Source organism: Parasphingorhabdus sp., from assembly GCF_036964565.1.
In the GTDB taxonomy this organism is placed as follows: Bacteria; Pseudomonadota; Alphaproteobacteria; order Sphingomonadales; family Sphingomonadaceae; genus Parasphingorhabdus.
This window is the reverse complement of the sequence record NZ_JBALTN010000009.1, coordinates 44244-67873: the sequence shown is the minus strand read 5'-3', so window position 1 is coordinate 67873 and position 23630 is coordinate 44244. Positions and strand designations below refer to the sequence as shown.

General features: G+C 61.4%; 22 protein-coding genes. 15 read left to right on the top strand and 7 right to left on the bottom strand.

Annotated features, from left to right (window positions below; translation table 11 throughout):
* Nucleotides 1-97 precede the first annotated feature (97 nt).
* Nucleotides 98-2275 (bottom strand): excinuclease ABC subunit UvrB, encoded by a 2178-nt coding sequence (gene uvrB, locus V7650_RS13480; protein WP_335656750.1) that lies wholly within the window; start codon nt 2273-2275, stop codon nt 98-100.
* Nucleotides 2276-2414: 139 nt separating this feature from the next.
* Here uvrB and V7650_RS13475 point away from each other — a divergent pair, with 139 nt between their 5' ends.
* From V7650_RS13475 to pal, 11 genes are all read left to right on the top strand, one after another.
* Nucleotides 2415-2957 carry a DUF3617 domain-containing protein gene (locus V7650_RS13475; RefSeq protein WP_335656749.1) on the top strand — a complete coding sequence of 181 codons (543 nt, stop codon included), beginning with the start codon at nt 2415-2417 and terminating at the stop codon, nt 2955-2957.
* A 176-nt stretch (nt 2958-3133) separates the two neighbouring features.
* A complete protein-coding gene (locus tag V7650_RS13470) occupies nt 3134-3547 on the top strand; it encodes a VOC family protein (RefSeq protein ID WP_335656748.1) in 414 nt (137 codons plus the stop codon).
* Nucleotides 3544-3936 carry a VOC family protein gene (locus V7650_RS13465; RefSeq protein WP_335656747.1) on the top strand — a complete coding sequence of 131 codons (393 nt, stop codon included), beginning with the start codon at nt 3544-3546 and terminating at the stop codon, nt 3934-3936. The genes V7650_RS13470 and V7650_RS13465 overlap by 4 nt, the downstream gene beginning before the upstream one ends.
* A gap of 23 nt (nt 3937-3959) precedes the next feature.
* Nucleotides 3960-5303 (top strand): amidohydrolase, encoded by a 1344-nt coding sequence (locus tag V7650_RS13460; protein WP_335656746.1) that lies wholly within the window; start codon nt 3960-3962, stop codon nt 5301-5303.
* Nucleotides 5296-7038: an N-acyl-D-amino-acid deacylase family protein gene (locus V7650_RS13455; protein WP_335656745.1), complete on the top strand. Its 1743-nt coding sequence runs from the start codon at nt 5296-5298 to the stop codon at nt 7036-7038. Before V7650_RS13460 ends, V7650_RS13455 begins: the two co-directional genes overlap by 8 nt.
* A 186-nt stretch (nt 7039-7224) precedes the next feature.
* Nucleotides 7225-7701: a YbgC/FadM family acyl-CoA thioesterase gene (locus tag V7650_RS13450; protein WP_335656744.1), complete on the top strand. Its 477-nt coding sequence runs from the start codon at nt 7225-7227 to the stop codon at nt 7699-7701.
* 64 nt (nt 7702-7765) lie between these two features.
* Nucleotides 7766-8413, top strand: coding sequence for a protein TolQ (tolQ, locus tag V7650_RS13445; protein ID WP_335656849.1), 648 nt, complete (start codon nt 7766-7768; stop codon nt 8411-8413).
* Between the two features lie 2 nt (nt 8414-8415).
* Nucleotides 8416-8868 carry a protein TolR gene (tolR, locus tag V7650_RS13440; protein ID WP_335656743.1) on the top strand — a complete coding sequence of 151 codons (453 nt, stop codon included), beginning with the start codon at nt 8416-8418 and terminating at the stop codon, nt 8866-8868.
* Between the two features lie 15 nt (nt 8869-8883).
* The gene (locus tag V7650_RS13435; protein WP_335656742.1) at nt 8884-9672 is read left to right on the top strand and encodes a cell envelope biogenesis protein TolA; all 789 of its coding nucleotides are present in this window, start codon (nt 8884-8886) and stop codon (nt 9670-9672) included.
* Nucleotides 9673-9682: 10 nt separating this feature from the next.
* Nucleotides 9683-11023, top strand: a complete 1341-nt coding sequence (tolB, locus tag V7650_RS13430) for a Tol-Pal system beta propeller repeat protein TolB (RefSeq protein ID WP_335656741.1) — start codon at nt 9683-9685, stop codon at nt 11021-11023.
* A gap of 76 nt (nt 11024-11099) precedes the next feature.
* Nucleotides 11100-11606: a peptidoglycan-associated lipoprotein Pal gene (gene pal / locus V7650_RS13425; RefSeq protein WP_335656848.1), complete on the top strand. Its 507-nt coding sequence runs from the start codon at nt 11100-11102 to the stop codon at nt 11604-11606.
* 75 nt (nt 11607-11681) lie between these two features.
* Here the strand turns inward: pal and V7650_RS13420 are convergent, their stop codons facing one another.
* The 3 genes from V7650_RS13420 to V7650_RS13410 form a co-directional block, all read right to left on the bottom strand.
* A complete protein-coding gene (locus V7650_RS13420; RefSeq protein ID WP_335656740.1) occupies nt 11682-11978 on the bottom strand; it encodes a hypothetical protein in 297 nt (98 codons plus the stop codon).
* 47 nt (nt 11979-12025) lie between these two features.
* A complete protein-coding gene (locus V7650_RS13415) occupies nt 12026-14935 on the bottom strand; it encodes a M16 family metallopeptidase (RefSeq protein WP_335656739.1) in 2910 nt (969 codons plus the stop codon).
* A 108-nt stretch (nt 14936-15043) separates the two neighbouring features.
* A complete protein-coding gene (locus tag V7650_RS13410; RefSeq protein ID WP_335656847.1) occupies nt 15044-15643 on the bottom strand; it encodes a class I SAM-dependent methyltransferase in 600 nt (199 codons plus the stop codon).
* 132 nt (nt 15644-15775) lie between these two features.
* Between V7650_RS13410 and V7650_RS13405 the strand changes: the two genes are divergently transcribed.
* Complete coding sequence (locus tag V7650_RS13405) at nt 15776-16096, top strand: antibiotic biosynthesis monooxygenase family protein (RefSeq protein WP_335656738.1); 321 nt, start codon at nt 15776-15778, stop codon at nt 16094-16096.
* A 17-nt stretch (nt 16097-16113) separates the two neighbouring features.
* Entirely contained in the window at nt 16114-17475 is a 1362-nt protein-coding gene (locus V7650_RS13400; protein WP_335656737.1) for an MFS transporter, read from the top strand.
* A gap of 7 nt (nt 17476-17482) precedes the next feature.
* Here the strand turns inward: V7650_RS13400 and V7650_RS13395 are convergent, their stop codons facing one another.
* Complete coding sequence (locus V7650_RS13395; RefSeq protein WP_442955297.1) at nt 17483-19810, bottom strand: CDC48 family AAA ATPase; 2328 nt, start codon at nt 19808-19810, stop codon at nt 17483-17485.
* Between the two features lie 343 nt (nt 19811-20153).
* Between V7650_RS13395 and V7650_RS13390 the strand changes: the two genes are divergently transcribed.
* A complete protein-coding gene (locus V7650_RS13390) occupies nt 20154-21032 on the top strand; it encodes a LysR substrate-binding domain-containing protein (protein ID WP_335656736.1) in 879 nt (292 codons plus the stop codon).
* Here the strand turns inward: V7650_RS13390 and V7650_RS13385 are convergent.
* Both V7650_RS13385 and V7650_RS13380 read right to left on the bottom strand, forming a co-directional pair.
* Complete coding sequence (locus V7650_RS13385) at nt 21029-21592, bottom strand: carboxymuconolactone decarboxylase family protein (protein WP_335656735.1); 564 nt, start codon at nt 21590-21592, stop codon at nt 21029-21031. The two genes, V7650_RS13390 and V7650_RS13385, sit on opposite strands and share 4 nt — an antisense overlap.
* A gap of 9 nt (nt 21593-21601) precedes the next feature.
* Entirely contained in the window at nt 21602-22051 is a 450-nt protein-coding gene (locus V7650_RS13380; protein ID WP_335656734.1) for a peptidylprolyl isomerase, read from the bottom strand.
* A gap of 161 nt (nt 22052-22212) precedes the next feature.
* Between V7650_RS13380 and mgtE the strand changes: the two genes are divergently transcribed.
* A complete protein-coding gene (gene mgtE / locus V7650_RS13375) occupies nt 22213-23622 on the top strand; it encodes a magnesium transporter (protein WP_335656733.1) in 1410 nt (469 codons plus the stop codon).
* Nucleotides 23623-23630: the final 8 nt, after the last annotated feature.

Sequence of the window (23630 nt, the reverse complement as noted above, 5' to 3'; positions counted from 1 at the left end):
TAGATTGAGAGAGAATGAACCCATGGCGGGCCTTGTACAAGCGGCCCGCAGGTCGTTGGTCTATGCCGGTCCGCTGTTTGTCGAAACTACCGCCCGCCTACATCTTCCGCTGAACCTTGCCATAACCCATTTTCCGTGTCCCCGGTCGCCCTTCGGTCGACCTGCCCTTCGGCTGGGCAAGCTGCAGATCTGCGGGCAAGCCCAGTTCTTCCGCTTCCAGCTTGCGGATTTCGTCGCGCAGGCGGCCTGCGGTTTCGAACTCGAGATCAGCGGCGGCGTCCCGCATCTGCTTTTCGAGGCTTTCGATATGGGCGCGCAGATTATGGCCAGCCATGGGAGTGCCCCCTTCATCAACCGCGCCGGTGACCATGTCCTTGGCGGTGGCATGAGCAACGATATCGCCGATATTCTTCTTGATCGATTGCGGCGTGATATTGTGCTCGAGATTATATTCGACCTGTTTCTCGCGGCGGCGATCGGTCTCGCTGATCGCGCGCTCCATCGATCCAGTCATCCGGTCGGCGTAGAGAATGACCCGGCCGTCGACGTTGCGCGCGGCGCGGCCAATGGTCTGGATCAGCGAGGTTTCGCTGCGCAGGAAGCCTTCCTTGTCGGCGTCGAGGATCGCGACCAGCCCGCATTCCGGAATGTCCAGACCTTCGCGGAGCAGGTTGATCCCGACCAGCACGTCATAAACGCCGAGCCGAAGGTCGCGGATCAGCTCGATCCGTTCCAGCGTCTCGACGTCACTGTGCATGTAGCGGACCTTGATGCCGGCCTCGTGCATGAACTCGGTCAAATCCTCCGCCATCCGCTTGGTCAGCGTCGTGATCAGCGTCCGATAGCCCTGCGCCGCGACCTTGCGGCATTCGTTGATCACGTCGTCGACCTGGTCCTCGACCGGCTTGATCTCGACCGGCGGATCGATCAGCCCGGTGGGACGAATGACCTGCTCGCTGAACACGCCGCCGGTCTGTTCCATCTCCCAGGAGCCGGGGGTTGCCGAGACGCTGACCGTCTGCGGCCGCATCGCGTCCCATTCGTTGAAGCGCAGCGGCCGGTTGTCGATGCAACTCGGCAACCGGAAGCCATATTCGGCCAGCGTGATCTTGCGGCGGTGATCGCCCTTGGACATGGCACCGATCTGCGGAATGGTCTGGTGGCTTTCATCGACGAACAACAAGGCATTGTCCGGCAGATATTCGAACAGGGTCGGGGGCGGTTCGCCCGGCAACCGTCCGGTCAGGAAGCGGGAATAATTCTCGATGCCGGCGCAGCTGCCGGTGGCGGCGATCATCTCGAGGTCGAAATTGGTGCGCTGTTCCAGCCGCTGATGCTCGATCAGCTTGCCTTCGGCTTCGAGTTCTTTGAGCCGCTCCGCCAGTTCGAAGCGGATCGCCTCGGTCGCCTGTTTCATCGTCGGCCCCGGCGTCACATAGTGCGAATTGGCAAAGACCCGCACGCGGTCAAGGTGCACGCCCTTCTTGCCGGTCAGCGGGTCGAATTCGACGATATCCTCGATCTCGTCGCCAAAAAAGCTGATCCGCCAGGCCATGTCCTCATAGTGCGACGGGAAAATCTCGAGATTGTCGCCGCGCACGCGGAAATTGCCGCGTGCGAAAGCCTGGTCGTTGCGCTTGTACTGCAACGCGACCAGCTTGCGGATGATGTCGCGCTGGTCGACCGACTGTTCCTTCTTGAGATCGAAGATCATCGCCGAATAGGTCTCGACCGAACCGATACCGTAGAGGCAGGACACCGACGCCACGATGATAACATCATCGCGCTCGAGCAGCGATCGGGTAGCGCTGTGGCGCATCCGGTCGATCGCCTCGTTCACCGAGCTTTCCTTCTCGATATAGGTGTCGGACCGCGCGACATAGGCTTCGGGCTGGTAATAGTCGTAATAGGACACGAAATATTCAACGGCATTGTCCGGAAAAAAACTCTTGAACTCGCCATAGAGCTGCGCCGCCAGGATCTTGTTCGGCGCCAGGATGAGGGCCGGCCTTTGCAGTTCGTCAATTATCTTGGCCATGGTGAAGGTCTTGCCCGATCCGGTGACGCCGAGCAGCACCTGGTCCCGTTCCTCCTCGCGCATCCCGGCGACCAGTTCGCGGATCGCATCCGGCTGATCGCCCGCGGGCTCGAAATCGCTGACCAGCTTGAAGCGTTTTCCACCTTCCGACTTGTCGGGGCGGTTGGGCTTGTGGGGGACGAAATCCTTGCCGGTTTCGGGTTCGGCCAGGCCTCTTCTGATTACCAGTTCTGTCATAGCCGTGATATGGAACAAAAAGGGTCCAATGTCATCCCCGGATTAGCGATTGACGATCCTTGCTTCATAGTAATTTTACTTCGATCGATGATCGGTTTAAGGTTCGCGCAGGGAGTATCAAAAGTGAGGAATTGTTGACGTGAGAAAATTACTAGTTTCAGTGGCCGTGGTCACGCTGATTGCCGGCTGCTCGGACAAGGGTGCGGATCACGACGGTGACGGCAAGATTACCGCGGAAGAAGTGGCCGAGGAAATGAATCGGGTGACACTGGAACCCGGTGAATGGGAAAATACCGTAACCATCGTCGATGTGGACATCGAAGGCCTTCCGGAAGGCGCACCGGCCGGAATCATGGACAGCATGAAGGGCAAAGTGACAACGTCGAAATCCTGCATCACCAAGGAACAGGCCGAGAATCCCGGCGCAGAATTTTTTGCAGCCCAGGAAGAGACCAATTGCGAGGTCAAGAAATTCAACATGAGTGGCGGTGCGGTCTCGTCCGAAATGTCATGCAGCAACATGGGCGGCGCGCCTGGCAGCATGACCATGGCGATGGACGGCCAATATGGGCCCAGCAGCTATGACATGACCATGAAGATGGATGGCGGTGCTGGAGGAATGAAGATGAATATTTCTGCGAAGAGCAGCGGCAAGCGGATCGGCGACTGCCCTGCAGGATGAGTGCAGCACCATCATGAAGACGATAAAAAGGCAGGATTGTAGTTCCTGCCTTTTTTTTGGCCCCATCCGCTTCGGTCCAAATTCCGAAACTGACGCCGCAGGTCATTGCATCTATTATTGCGGCTGATAGCGTTCATCGCGCAACCGAGTCGCACCAGAAAAATCAGGAGAGAAACATGATCGCGTACACCATGCTGGGCACCAACGACAAAGACCGGGCCTTTGCCTTTTACGATGCCCTGTTCGCGGACAGCGGCATCCGGCGCCTGTTCAAGACACCGGCAGGCGGCCAGTTCTATGGCAAGACGCCGGGAGAACCGATGCTGTGCATAACCGCCCCCTATGACCAGGGCGAGGCCTGTCACGGCAATGGCACGATGGTGGCGCTGCAATGCGACTCGACCGAAGAGGTCGACCGATTCCATGCCCGCGCCCTTGCCCAGGGTGCGGCCAATGAGGGTGATCCCGGCTGGCGCGCGCCGGACATGTTCTACGGCGCCTATTTCCGCGACCAGGACCAGAACAAGATTTGCGTGTGCAAAACCAATTTCGCCGCAATCCCTGTAAAGGATCAAGGAGCGTCCTCATGATCGGATATGTCACACTCGGAACCAACGATCTCGACAAGGCGCGCGCCTATTATGACGCTCTTCTGGGAGAACTGGGCGCAAAGCGGCTGATGGAACTGGAAGAAAATGGCTTCACCCTTTACGGCGTCGACCTGACCACCCCCTCGATCGCGATAACCCGACCCTTTAACGGTGAGGCCGCGCAGCCGGGCAACGGCAACATGATCGCGCTGCAGATGCAGGAACGCGAGCAGGTCGACCGTTTTTACCAAAAGGGGCTGGCGCTGGGCGGAACCGACGAGGGCGAGCCGGGCGTTCGCGGCGACGACGGACCAATTGCATTCTATGCAGCCTATTTTCGCGATCCGGAAGGCAACAAGCTTTGCGCTTTTCGTCTTGGTCCTGCATAGTTCGGAAAAATAAAGGGGAAATCATGAAACATCTATTGGCGCTTGCTGCCTCAACCGCGCTGCTGTGGACCGCACCCGTATTGGCCCAGAACAGCTCGACCTCACCAGACCTGGCGGCTGCAATTGCGGCGGATTATGACAAAGAGCTGAAAGCCCTGTTTCTCGATTTCCATCAGAATCCCGAACTGTCCTACAAGGAAACCCGCACCGCTGCGATCATGGCCAAGAAATGGCGCGAAGCGGGGTTCACGGTAACCGAGAAAGTCGGTGGCACCGGTGTCGTCGCGGTGATGAAGAATGGCGAGGGCCCGACGCTGATGCTGCGCGCCGACATGGACGGTCTGCCGCTGGTCGAGGACAGCGGGCTCGACTATATGTCGACCGCAAGGCAGGTCAGCGTCGACGGCGAGGAAAAGCCGGTCATGCATGCCTGCGGCCATGATGTTCACATCACCTCGCTCATCGGCACGGCGAACCAGATGGCGGCGCGCAAGGACCAGTGGGCCGGCACCCTGGTGCTGATCGCGCAACCGGCCGAGGAGCGCATCGGCGGCGCCAAGCTGATGATGGACGATGGTCTCTATACACGCTTTCCCAAGCCCGATTTTGCGATGGCCTTCCATGTTTCTGCCGACACGCCGACGGGTCAGCTTTCGCTTGGTGAAGGCATTGCCAGCAGTTCGTCGGACAGCGTCGACATCATCGTCCACGGTGTCGGCGCGCACGGCGCGTCACCGCACCGCGGCAAGGATCCGATCGTGATGGGCGCCGAAATAATCATGGCGCTGCAAACCATTGTCAGCCGGGAAATCGCGCCGCTCAAGCCGGCGGTGGTGACGGTCGGCTCCTTCCACAGCGGGCTCAAGCACAATATCATCTCCGACCGGGCGGTAATGCAGCTGACAGTCCGCTCGGACGACAATGAAACGAGGGCAAAGCTGCTCGAAGGGATCAAGCGCATCGCCACCAATGTCGGGCGAATGAATGGTCTGCCGGAGGACAAGCTGCCCGAAGTCCGGGTGTCGCAGGAATCGACGCCGGCCAATTATAATGACGCGGCGCTGACCAAGCGGGTCAAGGCCGTGTTTGCCGAGCGGTTCGGCGATGGCATTTTTCACGACAAGCCGCGCGAAGGCATGGGGGCCGAAGATTTCGCCTATTTCGTCGAACCCAACACCGACGTGCCCGGCGTCTATTTTTCGGTTGGCGGCACGCCCCAGGCGGATTTTGACCGCGAAAAGGCGGGAGGGCCACCGGTACCTTCCCATCACTCACCCTTCTTCAAGATCGCGCCGCGCGAGTCGGTGACGCTCGGAACCGAAGCTATGACCGCGGCGGCTCTGGAATTGTTGGCAGCCGATGAATAGTCCCGCAACCCGCCAGCGCGCGCTGCGGACCGCGCTGCTCTCGACGGCCCTGATTCTGGCCACATCCTGCACCACGCTATCGGACGCCGACGCCGGTCCAGTGGCCGCGGCGCAAGGCTATGACATCCTGATCGACAACGGCATGATCGTCGATGGCAGCGGCGCTGCCCCCTATGTCGGTGATGTCGCGATCCGCGATGACCGGATCGTTGCGGTGGCACCGGAAATATCCGGCGCGGCCAAGCGGGTGATCGACGCGCGCGGACTGGCTGTTGCCCCCGGCTTCATCAATATGCTGAGCTGGGCCCCGGACACCCTGATCGCCGATGGCGCAGGCGAGAGCGATATCCGTCAGGGCGTGACGCTGGAAGTGTTCGGCGAGGGCACATCCGAAGGCCCGCTGACCGACAAGATGGCGAAGGAAGACGAGGGCCGCCAGGGCGATATCCGCTTCCCAATCAGCTGGCGCACGATTGACGACTATTTCAACTTCATCGAAAAGCGCGGCATTGCGCCGAACGTTGCTACATTTGTCGGCGCGGCGACCGTGCGGATCAACGAACTCGACTATGCCGATGTCGATCCGGACCCTGCCCAGCTCGACAGGACGCGCGCGCTGGTCCGCGAGGCGATGGATGATGGCGCGATGGGCGTCGGCAGCTCGCTGATCTACGCCCCGGCCAGCTATGCGGAAACGCCGGAACTGATCGCGCTGGCGACCGAATCGGCGCGCTGCGGCGGCATGTATATCAGCCATATGCGCAACGAGAGCGACACGGTGCTCGAAGCGATCGACGAACTGATCGAGATCGCGGAAAAATCCGGCGGGCCCGCCGAAATCTACCATCTGAAGCAGGCCGGCAAGGACAATTGGGGCAAACTGGACGCGATCATCGCCAAGGTCGAGGCGGCGCGCGCGCGTGGCCTGCGGATCACCGCCGACATGTACACCTATACAGCCGGCTCCACCGGCCTCGATGCGGCCATGCCGACCTGGGTGCAGGAAGGCGGCTATGACGAGTGGAAGAAGCGGCTGCAGGATCCCGAAATCCGCAAGCGGGTTCTGGCCGAGATGCGCGGCCGGCCCAAGGGATGGGAAAGCCTGTACTATCATGCCGGCCCGGAAAAGATGATGCTGGTCGGCTTCAAGAACGACGAGCTGAAGCCGCTGACCGGAAAGACGCTTGCGGAAGTGGCCGCCATGCGCGGCACCAGTCCGGAGGACACCGCGATCGATCTGGTGATCGAGGATGGCAGCCGGGTGCAGGTGGTCTATTTCCTGATGGACGAGGAAAATGTCGCCCGGCAGACCGCTCTCCCCTGGATGGCCTTCGGCTCCGACGCAGCGGCCCTCGCGCCGCGCGGCGTGTTCCTGAAATCCTCCACCCATCCCCGTGCCTATGGCAATTTTGCCCGGCTGCTCGGCAAATATGTGCGCGAGGAACAGCGCACCAGCCTGGCCGACGCGGTGCGGCGGCTGACCAGCTTCCCGGCCGGCAATCTCGGCCTGAAGGATCGCGGCAGCCTGGCGGCCGGCCATTTCGCGGACGTGGTGATCTTCGATCCGGCGACCATTGCCGACAAGGCGACCTATGCCGACCCGCAGCAATTTGCCGTCGGCATGCATCATGTACTGGTCAATGGCGAACCGGTGCTGAGCAACGGCAAGATGACCGGCGCCCGTCCGGGCCGCGCGGTGCGAGGCCCCGGCTGGAAAAACTGCCCTCCCGGCTGACGGGATGGTCGCAGCCGGTCGCGCGCAGCAAGTTCGCCCGCTCACCAGCGCGGCTTGCGCTTCGCGGCAATAGCCGCCCGCATTGCGCTTGTCGCCACCGGCAAACGGACTCATAATTGCGTCCAGATGCGCATCGATTCCACATTCCCTCTTCCACCGGCGAATCCAACCGCCTACTGTCCCGAAATGGCTGTTCCCTCCCCCGTTCCTGCCGATATCAAACCGCACGACGGCCGGTTTGTCGACGGCCGGCATTATTTCGCCTGCCGGGTCTATTTCGAGGACACCGACTTTTCCGGCATCGTCTATCACGCCAATTATCTGCGCTATATGGAACGGGCGCGTTCGGACATGCTGCGCCAACTCGATATGAACCAGCATGACGCCTATGCAAGCGGCGAAGGCGTCTATGCGGTGGTCGACCTGACGATGAAATATCTGCGCCCGGCGAAACTGGACGACGATCTGCTGGTTATCAGCACGGTGACGGCGCTGCGCGCGGCCAGCGTGGTGATCGACCAGTCCATCGTCCGCGGTACGGACCGGATTACGTCAGCCTCTGTTCACGCGGCCTTTCTTACCCCCGCGGGACGGCCGCGCCGGCAACCGAAAGCGTGGACAAAGGCATTTGCCGGCGTCATGGAACAGACGGACAAGAAATGAAGGACATCAGAACTTGCTAGACCAACTTTCTGCAGGCGCCACCAGCGGCACTTTTTCCCCATTCATGCTGTTCATGGAGGCTGATATTGTCGTCAAGGCGGTGATGATCGGCCTGTTGCTCGCCAGCATCTGGACATGGGCAATCATCGTCAGTTTTGGCATGACCATCGGTCAGACGACGCGCAAGTCGGAGAAATTTGAAAAGGCATTTGCCAAGACCGAAAACATGGACCGCTTCTATGACGAATATGGCAAGTCCAGCCTGCCGAGCGCGAAGGTCATGGCCGCAGGGGTCAAGGAATGGCGGCGGTCGACGGCCAAGGGGCCGGTGGACCGGGAAGGCACGCGGCAGCGGCTGGCAACGGCGATGAACATCGTCATCGCGGATGAAGTCGACCGTATCGCCGACCGGCTTAATTTTCTCGCCACGGTCGGCAGCGTCGCGCCTTTCGTCGGTCTGTTCGGAACGGTCTGGGGCATCATGCGCAGCTTTTCCGCAATTGCCGCCGAACAGAACAGTTCCCTGGCAGTGGTTGCACCGGGCATTGCCGAAGCCCTGTTCGCCACGGCAATCGGCTTGTTTGCGGCGATACCGGCCGTCATCGCCTATAACCGCTTTTCCCATCGCCTCAACAAGCTCGAGGCCCGCATGGGCCGCTTTGCCGACGGGTTCCACGCGACGCTCAGCCGCGAGCTGGAATTCGGAGACTGAGCATGGGCATGAATATGGGCTCGGGTATCGGCAGACGACGCGGCGGCCGCGGCCGCGCGCCGATGGCAGAGATCAATGTCACCCCCTTCGTCGACGTGATGCTGGTGCTGCTGATCATTTTCATGGTGACGGCCCCGTTACTGGTCACCGGAGTACCCGTCGACCTGCCGGAAAGCCGGGCCAACGCCCTGGAGCAGGAGCAGGAGCCGGTACAGATCTCGATCGACACCGAAGGCCGCGTCTTTGTCGGCGAGGAGGAGCTGAGCCGCGACGCGCTCGCCACCCGGCTGCGCGAGATTGCCGCCGACCAGGACCCGGCCGACCCGCGCCAGATCATGCTGCGCGGCGACAAGGCGCTCGACTATGGGCTGATCATGGGTGTCATGGGCGAACTCAACCGGGCCGGACTGAACCGGGTGTCGCTGGTCACTACAGGTTCATCAGAGACGCCATAAGAGTGGACAGCTGATATGGAGAAAGCTGAAAAAATTGGCTTGGGAATAGCGGCTGTGGGTCATGTGGCCCTGTTCGGCGCGCTCTCCTTCAGCATTCTCAGCGATACCAGCGATGCCTTCCGCAACAAGCCGATCGAGGTGATGATCGCCGACGAGGTCGGTCTGGAAAGCGCCGCCCCCAATCCCGCGATGGTCACCCCGGCGACTAGCGTTGCCCCGGAACTGGGCGCACCGGAAGAAAGCAGCTTTGTCGAACCGGAGCCGTTGCCGGAACCACCGAAAGCGGAGGCCAAGCCGAAACCGGCGGCGGCACCGGCGCCAGTGTCGCGCGAACCGCGACGCCGCCCCGACAAGCCGGCCAGCGCTGCACCGAAGGCCTCACCCAAACCAAAGCCGAAGCCGCGAGGATCGCGCCTGGGCGACGATTTCCTGAAAGGCGTGACCGATGCGCCCTCGGTCAGCAAGAATCAGAATATTGCGGCCGAAAAAGCGTCGGCCGCGACCGTCGCGTCTCTGGAGCGTGAACTGTACCGGCTGGTGAAACAGAAATGGCGTCCGCCGACCGGCGCCGATGCCGAGCTGTTGCGGACCACCGTCACGGCGCGGCTCGACACCGACGGTCGAATCGTCGGCAGACCGACCGCGACAACCACCGGAATCACGCCGAGCAACCGTTCTCAGGTCGAAATCCATCAGGAGCGGGCGATTGCCGCGGTTCAGCTTGCCGCGCCCTTTACCACATTTCCGGAAAAATATTATGATGAGTGGAAGGTAATAGAACCTGTCCTCTATCTTGGTGTCTAGGAGACCAGCCATGCAACCCAACATCCCGCACATACGCACGCTCATTCTTGCCTTGGTCGCCTGCTTCGGGCTGACCGCGACCGCTCAAGCCCAGCTCACCGTCGACGTCGACAATAGCGCGGGTGAAGAACTGGTCATCGCGGTTCCCGGCCTGCCGACGCCGCAAAGCGTCGATACGCCGGCCGGCAACACCGCCGACCTTGGCGGCAAGATCAGCGACGTCATCGTCAGCGACCTGCGCTCCAGTGGCCTGTTCAAGCCGATCGGGCGCAACCAGGTGCGCGGCATCAGCTATACCGAGGTCACCGCCCCGCAATTTCCCTATTGGAGCGGCACCAATGCCTCGGCGCTGATCCAGGGCTTCATCCGCACCAATCCGGACGGCAAGCTGACGGTGGGTTGCTATCTCTATGACGTGGCTCTGGAAACCGAACTGACCCGGCAGGGCTTCGTGGTCGAGCCGCGCGACTGGCGCCGCGCCGCGCACAAGTGCGCCGACTCCATCTATTCCCGGCTGAGCGGGGAATCGCCCTTTTTCGACAGCCGCATCGCCTATATTGCCGAGACCGGCCCCAAGGGGAACCGGGTCAAGCGGCTGGCGATCATGGACAGCGACGGTGCCAACCACCGGTTCATCACCAACGGCCAGGCGACTGCCCTCACTCCGCGCTTTTCGCCCGACTACAAGAGCATCGTCTATCTGAGTTTTCTCGACGGCAACCCGCGCATCTATATCTATGATATTGGCACCGGGAGGCAGCGGCTGATCACCCAGAGCACCAACCCGACCTTTGCCCCGCGCTGGTCACCCGACGGCAAGTGGATTCTCTATTCCATGGCCATTGCCGGCAACACCGACATTTACAAGATTTCGGCGACAGGCGGCAGCAAGCCGCAACAGCTGACTTTCTCACCCGGCATCGATATCGGCGGCAGCTTCTCTCCCGACGGCAGCCGGATCGTCTTCGAAAGCGACCGGTCGGGCAGCCAGCAGCTCTATGTCATGAGCGCCGACGGCGGCAACGAGCGGCGAATCAGCTTTGGCGGCGGCCGCTATGCCACGCCGGAATGGAGCCCGCGCGGCGATCTGATTGCCTTCACCAAGATCGTCGGCAATTTCCGCATCGGCGTGATGACGCCCAGCGGCGGCGGCGAACGCCTGCTGACCGACAGCTGGCAGGACGAGGCGCCGACCTGGGCACCCAATGGCCGTGTGATCCAGTTTTTCCGCACCACTCGGGGCAGCGGCGGTACCGGAATCTGGCAGGTGGACCTCACCGGCCGCAACGAGCGACAGCTGCCGACGCCGGTCAACGGCTCGGATCCCGCATGGGGCCCGTTGCTGCCCTGAATAGAAAGCGCGACAAGTCCCTGAAAAAACGCTATATCTGGCGGAAGGGCTAAAATTAAATAGGAGCAGAATGATGATCAAATATGCGACCCCCCTCCTGATAACCGCGAGCCTGGTTGTGGCTGGCTGTTCGAAAAAAGCGCCGGAAGAATTGCCGCCGGCTCCCGTTGGCACCGCGCCGACACCGGCACCGACCCCACCATCTGGCCCGGGCTATGCGCCGGGTTCGCAAGGTGATTTCGTGGCCAATACGATGTCCGACCGGATTTTGTTCGACACCGATCGTTTCAATGTCGATTCGCAGGATCAGCTGATCCTTCAGAGCCAGGCGCAGTGGCTGGCGCAAAATGCCAATGCGCGGATCACCATCGAAGGCCATGCCGACGAACGCGGCACCCGCGACTATAACCTGGCGCTCGGCGAACGCCGTGCCAATGCGGCGAAAAACTATCTCGCCTCGCTCGGCGTCAGCCCGGCGCGGATGACCACGGTCAGCTACGGCAAGGAACGGCCGGAAGCGCTTGGGTCCAATGAAAGCGCCTGGGCGCAGAACCGCCGCGCGGTGAGCGTCGTGGTTCGCTAGACCAGACGGACAACAGACAAAAAAAGGGCCGCTGCCTCACCGGGTAGCGGCCCTTTTTCGTCTCTCGGTAAGCGCTTACTTCTTGGTGCCGGTCATCGCCATTTCACCAAAGGCACCCGCCTTAACCGAACCGGCCAGCTGGCCATCGGTGATCGTCGCGTCGCCTTCGAGCTTCATCGGCATGGGAACGGTCATGTTCATTTCCCAAGTAATGTGATTGCCATCGACCTTGCCATTTTCAACATCCATCGAGCCCATCGCACCGGCGTTGGTGCCGGTGAACGTGTCACCGTCGGTGACAATCGTGAATTCCGAAGTCTGGTCGCCCATCGGCGATTTCGTTACACAAGCGTAGGTTCCATCAATAGACATTCCATTCTCCTTTTATGTCAAAGCCCTGACTCGGCCGGATGTGGCAATCACTCGCCATTGTCCGCCGAATCGTCCGAACTGCCCTCACTATTAACAGCAGTGTCACTAGCTTCATAGCCGCGATATTCTACGGGCATGCCCAGCGCGTCGAGCTGGCTTTTGATCTTGTCGACATCGCCGACGATCACCCATGTGAATTTCTCGGGATCGACGGCGTCCGCCATTGCCGCGTTCACGTCGGCGACGGTCAGTGCCTGGTAGCGATCCGCCACGGTTTCGGCATAGTCGGAGGGTCGGCCAAACATCACGTCACCCTGCATCTGGCCCAATATGCTGGGGGTGCGTTCGAATTGCCCAGGCAATTGCCGGACATTGCCGTTGACCGTGCGCTCCAGCTCGGCGGGGGTGACGCCGCTTTCACCAAGAAAATCGCGGACCTGAGCATCAATGGCCGCCACCGCCGGACCGGTCTGGTTGGTCTGCACCGGTGCCCGCATCGTATACAGAACCCGGTCCTCTCCGCGCAGCACGGTATTGCGCGTGCCATAGCTCCAGCCCTTGGTTTCGCGCAGATCCATGTTGATCCGAGAGAGGAAGTTTCCGCCCAATATCTCGTTGGCGGCGTTCAGCGTCAGCAGATCGTCCGACCCCTTGTAGGGCAGAACCTGACCCGCCAGGATCATCGACTGCGGCGAGTTCGGCCGGTGCACGACAATGATCCGGCCTTCCGCTTCCGGAATGGCCGCATCGAAATTCTTCGCCGGTGCAGCCTTGCCGCTGCCTTTCCAGCGACCGAACCGCAACTCCAGCTTGTCGACCAGCTCCTGCTGGCTGATATCGCCCGCCGCAAAGATCGTGGCCTTTGCCGGATGCATCCATTGCTGATGGAAGGCCGAGAGATCAGACCGGGTGATGGTCGACACCGTTTCCTTGGTGCCATTGCCCGACAGGCCGCGTCCGTAAGGATGGGCCGTTCCGAAAACCAGCGGCGGCAACAGGTTGCTGGCGATGCTCAGCGGATCGCTTTCCTCGCGATCGATCGCAGTCAGTTGCTGGACGCGGATGCGTTCGATGTCATCGGCGTTGAATGCCGGATTTTTGACGATGTCCGCCATCAGGTCGAGTGCCGCATCAAGATTGGGATTGACCGTGCTGAGATCGACATCGGTGCGGTCGCGCCCGCCGCCGATGCTGATATTGGCGCCCAGACGTTCCTGCTGCTCGGCAATCTCGACCGAGCTCAGGCTGGTCGTGCCCTCCGGCAGAACGCCGGTCACGAAGTTCTGCAAGCCCAGCTTCTCTGCGGAATCCGCGCTAGTGCCAGCGTTGAAGGACAGCGTTACCCATGTCATCGGAACCGCATCCCGGTGCGCGAAATAGACCTTGATGCCATTGGACAGGGTCGCGGTTTCGACATCGGGAAAATCAACATTGGGGATTTCGCCGACTGGAGGCAGCGCCGACCGGTCGGCGGCCGTCACGGTGCCGGCCTGGCCATCCTGCGTGTAGAAAGCCGGCGCGGTCAGCACGCCGGTGCGGGCACCCTGGCCAGCACCGACTTCCTGATATGCTTCACGCTCGCCTGGCACCACGCGGATACCGACGACAGGCCGGGTCAGCCATTTCTGCATCGCCGCGGTTACCGATTCCGGCGTGGTTGATGCCAGGCGCTGCAGCTCCTTCTTGTAGAATTCGGGGTCGTCGGAATAGAGCTTGCCCTCGGCAAGCGCCACGGCCTTGCCGCTGAAGCCGCCCACCTGTTCCAGACCCGCAATCCGCGCCGCCGCGTCGCGGGTCGCGACCCGCTGCACCTCGTCGGCCGTCGGACCATTGGCGATGAAGTCGGCAACAATCTCGTCGAGCCGCTTGGCGACGGCGTCGGCATCCTCACTGGGTTTCACGTCGACCTGAATATTGACCAGGCTGCCATGGACAAAGGGGATGACAAAGGCGGATACCGCGACCGCGTTTTTCTCTTCGCGGACCATGATATTGTCGAGCCGCGAACTGGCCAGGCCGCCGAGCACGGTCATCCCGACATCAAGCGGGGTATATTCGGGATCGTTCAGCCCGGGCACCACCCAGTTTCGGTAGATGCGGGTGGTCGCGACCTTGTCCTTCATCACCTCGTAAACTGGAGCCTCGAGCGTCGGCAACGCGGGATCAAGCTTTTCGATCGCCTTGCCGCTCGGGATCGCGCCGAACCATTTGTTGACCTTCGCCCTGGCCGTCGCCACGTCGATATCGCCGGCCAGCACGAGGATCGAATTGTTCGGGCCGTAATGGTCGGTGAACCACTGTCTCATGTCGTCGAGCGAGGCCGCTTCCAGATCGGCCAGCGACCCGATGGTGTCGTGTCCGTAGGGATGTGCTTCGGGAAACAGCAATTCGGTCTGGCGATAGCCGACCAGGCCGTAAGGCTGGTTGTCGCCCTGCCGCTTTTCGTTCGATACGACGCCAATCTGGTTGTCGAGCTTCTCCTGCGTCACCGCGCCGAGCAAATGGCCCATGCGGTCGCTTTCGAGGAACAGCGCGACGTCGAGAGCCGAGGTTGGCACCGTCTGGAAATAGTTGGTCCGGTCGAGCCAGGTCGTGCCGTTCAGGTCGGTCGCGCCGATCTGGCGGAGCGGATCGAAATAGTCACCTGGCGCATTCTCGGATCCGTTGAACATGATATGTTCAAACAGGTGGGCATAGCCGGTCTTGCCTTCCGGCTCGTGGGCAGAGCCAACCCCGTACCAGATCGAGACCGCAACGATCGGGGCCTTGCGATCGGTATGGACCAGAACCTTCAGGCCGTTGTCGAGCGTGAACTCCTCATAGGGGATATCGACCGCGGCAACCAGTTCACTGACCGGGGCCGGCTTGGCGGCTGGCTGCTTGGCCAGCGCGGGGGCGGTGACGGTCAGGGCCGTGGTGGTCAGGGCCAGCAACAGCGAACGAGACAAACGGTTCATCGGGATATTCCTCTCAGACAAATCTAATCAATATTGTTGAACATGGCGGATGACAGCGCTTGACCCACGGTCGGGTTCGACCAACAGCCAATGATCATCGACCAACGTCTATTTTGACTTCCAGCCCCAGAACAGATGACAGGGCAGGATATTCCAGAAGGAATAGCCGCTGTCGATGCGCTCGAAATGCGGTGTCATGTAGTCGCGTGCCTTCTTGACGAACTGGTAAACCAGAAAAGCGCCGCCGGGCCGGATAACGTCATAGGTTTCTTTCGCGATTTTCGGGCCGAGCTGGTTTGGCAGCGTGGAAAATGGCAGGCCGGACAGGATATAGTCCGCCTTCTCGTGGCCCAGTTCGCGGATGATCTTCTGCACATCGGCGGCAGAACCGTGGATCGGATAAAAGCGGCTGTCGCGGATCGACTTGCCGAGATAGTCGATAAAATCCTCGTTCAGGTCAATCACGATCAGGGTCGCGCCCGGCTTCATCCGTTCGAGCACCGGGCGGCAGAATGTGCCGACGCCGGGGCCATATTCGACGAACAGGTCGCACTCCTCCCATTTCACCGGCTCGAGCATCTTTCGGATGGTCACATCGGACGACGGCATGATCGAACCGACCATCACGGGATGCTTCAGAAAGCCCTTGAAAAAAACGCCCCACGGACCAAGGCGTCGTTCCACACCTGTCCTGATGCGGTCCATCATTTTGGTTTTGGCAATAATATTCGGCAACGCATATCTCCGGTACTAACTCACGCTGTTTTACTAGGGCATTACAGCGGCAGTTACAATGAGATTACGGGTTGCCAGTTGCAACCCAACCGCTAGAACCATGCCATGCTGCTCCACCCCAAAGCCTCGATTGCGGTCATTTTTTGCGCCCGCCGCACCGACGAGGATGAAGCCGGCTACCAGGCTGCCGCGACAGCCATGGGTGAACTGGCCGCCAGCCAACCCGGCTATCTCGGACAGGATCATGCCCGCTCCGCGGACGGGCTGGGGATCACCGTCAGCTACTGGCAGGATGACGCGAGCGCGAAGGCCTGGCGTGATCATCCGGACCATGCGCGGATCCGCGACGAGGGCCGGGACCACTGGTACAGCGAATATAGCCTGCATGTCGCGCGCGTCGAACGGGCCTATGACTGGCGCAAATAGAGTGGCATAGAACGGCCATGGCCGATTCTCCCGATTTCGAACCGCTGGACGGGAAAGTCTCGTCCTTTCCTGACGCCAAGCCGATCGACAGCACCCGGATGGCCGTGCTGTTTTCGGTCATGCTGGTGACCGCATCCGGCAACACCGCCATGCAATCGATCCTGCCCACGATCGGCACGCAGCTGGATATTCCCGATTTCTGGGTAAGCGCGGCGTTCAGCTGGTCGGCCCTGCTCTGGGTATATACCGCACCGAAATGGGCGCGCCAGTCCGACCATCGCGGCCGCAAGGCGCTGATGCGCCTGGGCATGATCGGCTTCACCACATCCTTCGCGCTGGCCGGCCTTGCGCTGTTTCTGGGCCTGCTGGGCTGGTATAGCGCACTGTGGACATTCATTCTCTTTGCCCTGTTCCGCAGCCTGTACGGCGGCCTGGGCTCTGCCGCCCCGCCCGCTGTCCAGGCCTACGTCGCCTCGCGCACGGCGCGCGCCAACCGGACCAAGGCGCTGTCGCTGATTTCCTCCTCCTTCGGTCTCGGGACGATCGTCGGACCCGCCATCGCGCCGTTGCTGATCCTGCCGTTCCTGGGCCTGTCGAGTCCGATGTTCGCCTTTGCCGCGATCGGCCTGCTGGTGATGGTCGCGCTGGCGCTGAAACTGCCCAACGACAATCCCGGCTATCAGGCGCGCGGAGTGGTCACGTCCGAACCCTATAGTTCGGCGCCCTCGTCCAACAGCCTCAAGGAACGCGACGAGGAGGATGACGACGAAGCCATCCTGCCACCGCAATTGCGCTGGGGCGACGAGCGGATCAAACCCTGGCTAATCACCGGGATATTGGGCGGCAACGCCCATGCGCTGATCCTCGGGGTTGTCGGCTTCCTGGTGCTCGACCGGCTTGGACTGCGCAGCGACCCGGAAATGGGCATCCAGATGACCGGCATCGTGCTTATGGCGGGAGCGGCGGCGACGCTGCTGGCGCAATGGGGGCTGATTCCGCTGCTGCAAATGGGTCCGCGATCGTCGATATTATGGGGCATGGTCCTCGGCGCATCCGGCTGCCTGCTGATCGGTTTTTCGCACGACCTGCACGGGATCATCATCGGCTTTGCCGTCGCCTCCCTTGGGTTCGGCCTGTTTCGCCCGGGCTTCACCGCCGGGGCATCGCTCGCGGTGAAACGGTCGGAACAGAATGGCGTTGCCGGCATCGTCGCATCGGTCAACGGCATGGCCTTCATCATCTCGCCAGCCTTCGGTGTCCTGCTCTACACCTATGCCGGTCCCTTGCCCTTCTGGCTCGCGACCGGCATCTGCGTTTTCCTGTTCGGCTGGGGGTTCAAGACCCTCACCCTGGATGACGGAATGGACGGCGGATCCTAGACGGGGTCTAGTGCTTGCTGCCGTTCACCGGCGTCAGCATGCCTGGAGCGACAAAGCCGATCGGCTCGACGCGCATCGCATTCTGCTTCAGCTGCGATTCCATCTTGGCATATTCCTCCTCCATCTCCGGCGTCACCGAAGCCCGACTGTCCTCCAGCGCCTTCTCGAAATGCTTCATCTGGACGGTTTCGACCAGCCCGCCATATTCACGCAGCGCATGCAGGCCGGCCCGGCGCACCAGATCCTCGAGATCGGCCCCCGAATAGCGATCGGTGCGTTCCGCCATGTCGTCGAGATCGACATCCTTGGCGAGCGGCATTTTCGACGTGTGGATCGCGAGAATTCGGCGACGGCCGGCCTTGCCCGGAACCGGCACATAGATCAGCTCGTCGAACCGGCCGGGGCGCAGCAATGCAGGATCGACCAGACCGGGGCGGTTGGTCGCGCCGATCAGGATCACCGACTGCATTTCCTCCAGCCCGTCCATCTCCGCGAGAATCGTGTTGACCACCCGCTCGGTCACCTGCGGCTCGCCCATGCCGCCGCCACGGGCGGGGACCAGGCTGTCAATCTCGTCGATGAAGATGATGGTCGGCGCCACTTGCCGGGCCCGCGCAAACAGGCGCGCAATCTGCTGTTCGCTCTCGCCATACCATTTGGAGAGCAGGTCGCTGGACTTGGTGGCAATGAAATTGGCCTCGGCTTCGCGCGCAACCGCCTTGGCCAGCAGCGTCTTGCCGGTTCCTGGCGGTCCGTACAGCAGGAACCCCTTGGCCGGACGGATGCCGAGCCGTGTAAAGGCCTCCGGGTTCTTCATCGGCAGCTCGATGCCCTCTTTCAGGCGCAACTGCGCGTCGTCGAGACCGCCAATATCCTCCCAGCGCACGTCCGGTGCCTGGACCATGACCTCGCGCATCGCCGACGGCTGCACGCGTTTCAGCGCCTCGACAAAGTCATGCCGCTGGACGACCAGTTCCTCCAGCACCTCGGGCGGCACTGTTTCCGATTCGAGATCGAGCTTCGGCATGATCCGGCGCACGGCTTCAATCGCCGCCTCCCGGGTCAGCGCCGCCAGGTCGGCTCCGACAAAGCCATAGGTGGTTCGCGCAAGCTCCATCAGGTCGACGGCCTTGTCGAGCGGCATGCCGCGGGTATGGATGCCCAGTATTTCGCGGCGACCGGCCACATCGGGCACGCCGACGACGATTTCCCGGTCAAAGCGGCCGGGACGACGCAGCGCCTCGTCGATCGCTTCGGGGCGGTTGGTTGCGGCAATCACCACCAGGTTGACCCGCGATTCGAGCCCGTCCATCAGCGTCAGCAACTGGGCTACCAGCCGTTTCTCGGCTTCGCCCTGTACCTGCCCGCGCTTCGGAGCGATCGAATCGATCTCGTCGATGAACAGGATCGAGGGAGCCGCCTGGGTCGCCGCTTCAAATATCTCGCGCAGCTTCTTCTCGGATTCGCCATAGGCCGAACCCATGATTTCGGGGCCGTTGATCAGGAAGAATTCGGCTTCGCTTTCATTGGCCACCGCGCGGGCGAGTCGGGTCTTGCCGGTGCCCGGAGGGCCGTGCAACAGCACCCCGCGTGGCGGATCGACGCCGAGTCGGGTAAACAGCTGCGGATAGCGCAGCGGCAATTCGACCATCTCGCGGAGCTGGTCGATCGTTTCCTGCAGGCCGCCGATATCGTCATAGGTCACGTCCGCGCGGCGATGCTCGGTGGATTCCTCATATTCCGGCCGCAGCTCGACCTCGGTTTCCTCGTCGATATGGACAATACCCTTGGGCAGCGTCGAAACGACGTTCAGCCTGATCTGGGTCAGCGAAAAGGCCGGAGCGGCCAGCATCTGCCGCAGCTGCGGCGGCATGTCGCCGCGATCGACCTGCTGCTGGCCATGGGTTGCAACAAAATCACCCGCCTTGAGCGGCCGCCCCATGAAACTGCGCTTCAGACCGCCGCCATTGCCCTGCAACCGCAGGTCCTTCTGGGCCGGGGCGAACACCACCTTCTTGGCCGGCCTTGATTCGACCTTGCGAATTTCCACGAAGTCGCCAGCACCCGCACCGGAATTGGCCCGCTGCAGGCCATCGAGTCGGACAAAGTCGAGGCCTTCGTCCTCGGGATAGGGCAGCACCGCCCGCGCCGGGGTCGCCTGCTTGCCCAGAATTTCGACGACATCACCCTCGATCAGTCCAAGCTTGCCGAGATTTTCCCGCGACAGCCGCGCCAGCCCGCGGCCGCTGTCTTCCGGTCGGGCATTGGCCACCTGCAGTTTCAGGCGCTTGCTATCGTCTTCGGGCTTGTCGTTGGCGGACGCTGGATCGGACACGGGGGAGTATCTCCTCTAAATCGTTTCGGTTGTTTCCAACAAGATAGGGATCAGAATGGCGATATACGACTCCGATTTTGCAATTGCAGCGGCACCCGAGCAATTTGGCCAAAAAAAAAGGCCAGTTCCGAAGAACTGGCCTGAAAAGTTTTTAGGAGAGGATGCCTGAAAGGCCCATCCTGAATGCATCGAAACCACTTATTGTGCAAGTGCGAAAAGAACATTAAAGGTTGCACATATTGCAACTTATCTATATTAGTAGTGCCTGTTTTCCGGCACTTTCTCGATTAGAGCCTTATTTTGCGTTGCACAAAGCTGATTCAAATATGAAATTGATAACATTATGCGCCGTCTCCCTCCCCTTCGCGCCCTAGAGGCTTTCATTCGCGTAGCCCGTCTGGGCTCCTCCAAAGCGGCGGCCGCGGAACTGGCACTGTCGGCCCCGGCCCTGAGTCGCAGAATCAAGTCGCTGGAAGACCATATCGGCAAGCCGCTGTTCGAACGGCGCAACCAGTCCATGATCCTTAACGGAGACGGGCACGCGTTGCTGAAAGCGGTTGCGCCGGCCATGGAAACCATCGGCGAGGCCGTGGACCAGATGACGGTGACCGGCGGCGACATGCGCCTGCGCCTGGGCGTCCTTCCCCTCTTCGGCGCCACGCGCCTGCTGCCGCGCCTGCCGGAACTGAAGAAGCTCTACCCCAAGCTGCATATTGACGTTGATACGTCTGCCCATGCTGAAAATATGCTGGGGGACGCCGTCGATGCCGCGATCATCATCAGCGACGACGTCGATCCCAATCTCTATGCGGTCAAGCTCGACAGCAACAAGGTCTATGCGATTGCATCGGCAGAGCTGGTCAAGGGTCCAAACTCCGTCAAGCATCCGGAAGACCTCAAGAATCACAATATTCTGATTCACAGCAACATGAATCGGGCATTCGACCAGTGGAAGGAAGTTGTCGGCCTGCCCGACCTCCAGCCGGCCGGTATCGACCATCTCGACAGCGGTCCGCTGATGCTGGAAGCTGCAGCTCAGGGTCTCGGCATCGCGATCATGCACGGCGGCCATTTTTCGGATGCCAACGACTCACGGCTGGTGCGCCTGTTCGATCATGAGGTCGACAGTCCGTACAGCTACTGGTTCGTGTCGCGCAAACGGGACATGAAGAACCGCGCCGTTCGCATTTTCCATGACTGGGTTGTGCAAGCGGGCCTTTAGCCGCGCAGATCCGGGTCCAGTTTCAGATCGTCGTCGAGCTGCACGCCGAAACTGTTCAGCATCATCGACACCTGGCTATACTGGCCCACCGTCATCACCAGATCCATGCGCTGCTTTTCGGTCAGGTCGGCCAGCGCCGTCCAGGTTGCATCCGCGACATGACCGTCTCCGGTCAACTCGTCGGTTGCCTTCAGCATCGCGCGTTCCAGCGGCGTCCAGCCCGGCGCGTCCGGCCCGGCCTTGATCCGCTCGATTTCCTGATCGGTCAGACCGCAGTCCTTGCCGATCCGGACGTGCTGCGCCCATTCATAGCCCGACTTCCAGTTGAAGCCGGTGCGCAGGATGATGATCTCGCGTTCGCGCGCGGGCAGGTCATTATGGTCGGACAGGATATAGCCGCCCCACCACATGAACGCCTTATAGGCCTTGGGCGCCTTGATCAGCGTCCGGAAGATATTGAGAATCTTGCCGGACTTGAAACGCTCGCCCAGCATCGCCCGGCTCTTCTCGTCGAGTTCGGACTCGGCGAGCGGGGCGATCCTGGGTTTGTCGAGACGCATATTGGTCAATCAGCCGAGGGTGACGGACTTGATCGCGCCCGGCTTCGCTGGCGGTTCGCCCTTGGGCAGCGCGTGCACCGCTTCCATGCCGGAGGTTACTTCGCCCCAGACCGTATACTGGCCATCGAGGAAGCCGGCGTCATCGAGGCAGATGAAGAACTGGCTGTTGGCGCTGTTCGGGTCCATCGTCCGGGCCATCGAGCAGGTGCCCTCGACATGCGGTTCCTTGGAAAATTCCTGGGCGATATCGGGCTTGTCGCTGCCGGACATGCCGGTGCCGGTCGGATCGCCGCCCTGCGCCATGAAACCGTTGATGACACGATGAAAAACGACGCCGTCATAAAAGCCTTCGGCCGCCAGCTCGGTGATCCGGGCGACGTGATTGGGCGCCAGATCGGGCCGCAGCTTGATCTCGACGTCGCCGGTGTCGAGGTGGAAAGTCATTTTTTCGTGGGCCATCAGGCATATTCCTTTTCGTTCATTGAATCATTCTTGGGGCGCATATAGGCAAGCCGCTCGGAAAAATCACCCTGCCTTGCGATAATTGTCACAAAAGATTGCAATTGCCGGGTCGCAATGACTAGTAAGCAGCCCAACGCACGCAGAAAGGGAGCATCGCGATGACCGAGATCAACGACGCTCCGGACGCCGTCATCGAACGCGAAGACGTGCTCGACGAAGACAACCGGTTGACCGACGAATTCGTCCGCTCGGTATCCGAGGCGGTCGAGGATAATGATAGCGCGCTGGCCCAGGAACTGGTCAACCCGCTTCACAACGCCGACATCGCCGATCTGTTCGAGCTGATCGGCGCCGACGAGCGCGCGCCGCTGGCCGATGCGCTCGGCGACCTGGTCAGCGCCGACGTGCTCGCCGAAATGAACGAGCACGTCCGTGAAGACGTGATCGAGGCGCTCGACGCCGGCCAGATCGCCGGCCTGACCGAGCAGCTCGACACCGATGACGCGGTCGCGATCATCGAGGATCTCGAAAAGGGCGAGCAGCAGGCGGTTCTCGCCGAACTGGACGCCGAGGACCGCGCCGCGATCGAGAGCGCCCTCACCTACGAGGAGGAAACCGCCGGCCGCATCATGCAGCGCGAATTTGTCGCGGTGCCCGAACATATGATGGTCGGCGACCTGATCGACTATCTGCGCAAGAATGACGACCTGACCACCGAATTCTGGGAAATCTATGTCGTCGACCCGGCCTTCCGCCCGATCGGCACCTGCCAGCTCAGCTGGATCCTGCGCACCCCGCGCGACATCGCCATTGCCGACGTGATGAAGCGCGAGCAGTCGCTGATCCCGGTCACCATGGACCAGGAAGAGGTCGCGCTGCGCTTCCAGAAATATAATCTGATCTCCGCCGCGGTGATCAACGACGACGGCCGGCTGATCGGCATGATCACCGTCGATGACATTCTGCACATCGTCGAGGACGAGGCCAGCGAAGACGTGCTGCTGCTCTCCGGTGCCGGCGACGGCGACATCAACGAGCCGATCCGCGACAGCTACAAGGCGCGCGTCCGCTGGCTGATCGCCAATCTGGCGACGGCGCTGGTCGCCAGCTTTGTCATCTCGATTTTCGGTGCCGCGATCGAGCAGATGGTGGCCCTCGCCATTCTCATGCCGATTGTTGCCTCGATCGGCGGCAATGCCGGCACCCAGACGATGGCGGTCTCGGTCCGCGCCCTGGCGATGAACGAGCTGACCCGCTCCAACACGCGGCGGATCATCGGCCGCGAGTTCCGGATAGCGCTGCTTAACGGCGGCACCATTGCCGTGCTTGTTGGCATCGGCGTCAGCTTGGTGTTCGCCAATCCCGTGCTCGGTGGGGTTATCGCGCTGGCGATGCTGATCAATATCGTGATCGCCGGTTTCGCCGGGATATTCGTGCCGGTCATGCTCGACCGGATGGATCAGGATCCGGCGCTGGCCTCGTCGGTGTTCGTGACCATGATAACCGACACCATGGGCTTCCTCGCCTTCCTCAGCCTCGCGGTCGGCAGCGGCCTCGTGAGCCTCTAGGTCACGCC

Bases quoted from the DNA above. Each gene is read 5' to 3' on its own strand.
- uvrB (WP_335656750.1), bottom strand. From the start codon at position 2,275: ATGACAGAACTGGTAATCAGAAGAGGCCTGGCCGAACCCGAAACCGGC.
- V7650_RS13470 (WP_335656748.1), top strand. From the start codon at position 3,134: ATGATCGCGTACACCATGCTGGGCACCAACGACAAAGACCGGGCCTTT.
- V7650_RS13465 (WP_335656747.1), top strand. From the start codon at position 3,544: ATGATCGGATATGTCACACTCGGAACCAACGATCTCGACAAGGCGCGC.
- V7650_RS13460 (WP_335656746.1), top strand. From the start codon at position 3,960: ATGAAACATCTATTGGCGCTTGCTGCCTCAACCGCGCTGCTGTGGACC.
- V7650_RS13455 (WP_335656745.1), top strand. From the start codon at position 5,296: ATGAATAGTCCCGCAACCCGCCAGCGCGCGCTGCGGACCGCGCTGCTC.
- V7650_RS13450 (WP_335656744.1), top strand. From the start codon at position 7,225: ATGGCTGTTCCCTCCCCCGTTCCTGCCGATATCAAACCGCACGACGGC.
- tolQ (WP_335656849.1), top strand. From the start codon at position 7,766: ATGCTGTTCATGGAGGCTGATATTGTCGTCAAGGCGGTGATGATCGGC.
- tolR (WP_335656743.1), top strand. From the start codon at position 8,416: ATGGGCATGAATATGGGCTCGGGTATCGGCAGACGACGCGGCGGCCGC.
- V7650_RS13435 (WP_335656742.1), top strand. From the start codon at position 8,884: ATGGAGAAAGCTGAAAAAATTGGCTTGGGAATAGCGGCTGTGGGTCAT.
- tolB (WP_335656741.1), top strand. From the start codon at position 9,683: ATGCAACCCAACATCCCGCACATACGCACGCTCATTCTTGCCTTGGTC.
- V7650_RS13420 (WP_335656740.1), bottom strand. From the start codon at position 11,978: ATGTCTATTGATGGAACCTACGCTTGTGTAACGAAATCGCCGATGGGC.
- V7650_RS13415 (WP_335656739.1), bottom strand. From the start codon at position 14,935: ATGAACCGTTTGTCTCGTTCGCTGTTGCTGGCCCTGACCACCACGGCC.
- V7650_RS13410 (WP_335656847.1), bottom strand. From the start codon at position 15,643: ATGATGGACCGCATCAGGACAGGTGTGGAACGACGCCTTGGTCCGTGG.
- V7650_RS13405 (WP_335656738.1), top strand. From the start codon at position 15,776: ATGCTGCTCCACCCCAAAGCCTCGATTGCGGTCATTTTTTGCGCCCGC.
- V7650_RS13400 (WP_335656737.1), top strand. From the start codon at position 16,114: ATGGCCGATTCTCCCGATTTCGAACCGCTGGACGGGAAAGTCTCGTCC.
- V7650_RS13390 (WP_335656736.1), top strand. From the start codon at position 20,154: ATGCGCCGTCTCCCTCCCCTTCGCGCCCTAGAGGCTTTCATTCGCGTA.
- V7650_RS13385 (WP_335656735.1), bottom strand. From the start codon at position 21,592: ATGCGTCTCGACAAACCCAGGATCGCCCCGCTCGCCGAGTCCGAACTC.
- V7650_RS13380 (WP_335656734.1), bottom strand. From the start codon at position 22,051: ATGGCCCACGAAAAAATGACTTTCCACCTCGACACCGGCGACGTCGAG.
- mgtE (WP_335656733.1), top strand. From the start codon at position 22,213: ATGACCGAGATCAACGACGCTCCGGACGCCGTCATCGAACGCGAAGAC.